This window comes from Paenibacillus forsythiae T98, assembly GCF_000520735.1.
Classification (GTDB): domain Bacteria; phylum Bacillota; class Bacilli; order Paenibacillales; family Paenibacillaceae; genus Paenibacillus_AQ; species Paenibacillus_AQ forsythiae.
In genome coordinates this window covers 1-2,344 of sequence record NZ_ASSC01000874.1, presented here as the reverse complement: position 1 = coordinate 2,344, position 2,344 = coordinate 1, and the positions used below count along the sequence as shown (strand labels likewise).

The following is a 2,344-nucleotide window of genomic DNA, read 5'->3' as shown; positions in this document are numbered from 1 at the left end:
GCTACTCCCGCCGATGCCGCATTGATGATGCATCTGGGAGCGGACGGCGTATTCGTGGGCTCCGGTATTTTCAAATCGGACAACCCTGAGAAGTTCGCCCGCGCAATTGTTGAAGCAACTACGCACTACACTGATTATAAACTGATCGCCGAAGTATCCAAGAACCTGGGTACAGCGATGAAAGGTATTGATATTGCAACTCTGACCGCTGCCGAGCGGATGTCCGAGCGCGGCTGGTAATAGAGAGAAGGGCTTGGGTATGAAGATAGGAGTATTGGCGCTTCAGGGCGCCGTAACGGAACATATAGTGAGCATCGGCAAGACGGGAGCCGAGGGAACGCCAATCAAGCGCGTGGAGCAGCTAGGCGAGGTGGACGGACTGATCATCCCCGGAGGCGAGAGCACGACTATCGGCAAGCTGATGCGTAAATACGGTTTTATTGAAGCGATTCGCGAGTTTGCGGGCGGGGGGAAGCCGGTCTTTGGCACCTGCGCTGGACTTATTGTGCTGGCCAAAGAAATTGCGGGCGGAGAGCCGTCACATCTTGAGCTGATGGACATTACCGTTGCGCGGAATGCCTTTGGAAGACAGCGGGAGAGCTTTGAATGCGATCTGGACGTAAAAGGGATCGAGGAGCCGGTTCGGGCGGTGTTTATTCGGGCTCCGCTCATCGAGAAGGTGGGTCCGGGCGTTGAGGTGCTGTCCACCTATAACGGAGAGATTGTTACCGCACGCGAGGGCAATTTGCTCGTATCTTCTTTTCACCCGGAACTCACGGATGATTTTCGGCTTCATCAGTATTTTGCGGACATGGTGCAGGCTACCCGGACAGCTGAACAATAGAACTGTATATAAAAACATCCTGACTCTTTCAAAGCCTTCGCGGGCTGCTTGAAAGAGTTAAGGCTGTTTCAGGAGGGAAATGTCGTGTTAGATGTTAAAATATTGCGCACCGATTATGCCAAGGTGGAGGAGGCGCTTGATAAACGCGGCAAATCGCAGGATTTGATCTCCGAATTTCCGGTGCTGGATCTTCGCCGCCGCGAATTGCTGCAGGAGACCGAAAGCCTGAAGAACCGCCGGAACACTGTCTCGGGAGAGGTAGCCAAGCGGAAGAAGAGCGGGGAGCCCGCCGACGAACTGATTGCCGAAATGCGAAATGTATCCGACCGGATCAAAGAACTGGATGATGAGGTGCGTGAGCTGGAAGGTCAAATCTCCGAGCTGATGCTGAGCATTCCGAACATTCCCCATGAATCGGTGCCGGTTGGCAAATCCGAGGAAGAGAACAAAGAGGTGCGCCGCTGGTCGCAGCCGCGTGAGCTCGGCTTTACACCCAAGTCTCACTGGGAGCTGGCGCAAAATCTGGATATTCTTGATTTTGAGGCCGCTGCCAAGGTGACTGGATCACGTTTCGTATTCTACAAAGGTCTTGGAGCCCGCCTGGAACGCGCTGTCATTAATTTCATGATGGACCTGCACAGCGGGGAGCATCATTACGAGGAAATGCTGCCGCCGTATATTGTCAACAAAGACAGCCTGTACGGCACGGGACAGCTTCCCAAATTCGAGGAAGATCTGTTCAAGCTCCGCGACACGGAGTATTATCTGATCCCGACGGCCGAGGTGCCGGTAACGAACTATTACCGGGAGGAGATTCTGAACGCTTCCGACTTGCCGAAATATTTTGTCGCTTACAGCTCCTGCTTCCGTTCGGAGGCCGGCTCGGCGGGACGGGATACCCGCGGGCTGATCCGCCAGCATCAATTCAACAAGGTAGAGCTGGTCAAGCTGACCTCGCCGGAATCCTCCTACGAGGAGCTTGAGAAAATGACTGCGGATGCCGAGAGCGTGCTGCAGCTTCTGGAGCTGCCCTACCGCGTGCTGGCGCTCTGTACGGGCGATATGGGCTTTACCGCGGCCAAAACCTATGACCTCGAAGTATGGCTGCCGGAAAGCGGCATGTATCGTGAAATCTCGTCCTGCTCGAACACGGAGGACTTCCAGGCCCGGCGGGCCAATATCCGTTTCCGCAAGGAACCGAAAGCCAAGCCGGAATTCGTGCATACGCTCAATGGCTCGGCTTTGGCGGTAGGACGTACGGTGGCCGCTATCTTGGAGAATTATCAGCAGGAGGACGGCAGCATCCTTATTCCGGAACGTCTTCAGCCTTATATGGGCAATATTAAAGTAATCCGCCCAAAGACGAACCAATAAATGGAGTTGCTTCCGTGGAGACTAATATGGTACAATCTCTAGTGCATGTGATATTTGCTGCATATGGAGAGGTACCGAAGCGGTCATAACGGGGCGGTCTTGAAAACCGTTAGGGTGCAAGCCCAC

General features: G+C 54.3%; 2 protein-coding genes and 1 pseudogene. All 3 read left to right on the top strand.

All coding sequences use genetic code 11. From position 1 onward, the window contains the following. Positions 1–240 (top strand): annotated as a pseudogene (locus tag L692_RS30365) (pyridoxal 5'-phosphate synthase lyase subunit PdxS); the annotation flags it as partial. 19 nt (positions 241–259) lie between these two features. After that, a complete protein-coding gene (gene pdxT, locus L692_RS0126365) occupies positions 260–844 on the top strand; it encodes a pyridoxal 5'-phosphate synthase glutaminase subunit PdxT (protein ID WP_025702873.1) in 585 nt (194 codons plus the stop codon). 84 nt (positions 845–928) lie between these two features. Beyond that, positions 929–2,218, top strand: a complete 1,290-nt coding sequence (serS, locus tag L692_RS0126360) for a serine--tRNA ligase (protein WP_025702872.1) — start codon at positions 929–931, stop codon at positions 2,216–2,218. Positions 2,219–2,344: the final 126 nt, after the last annotated feature.

Bases quoted from the DNA above. Each gene is read 5' to 3' on its own strand.
- pdxT (WP_025702873.1), top strand. From the start codon at position 260: ATGAAGATAGGAGTATTGGCGCTTCAGGGCGCCGTAACGGAACATATA.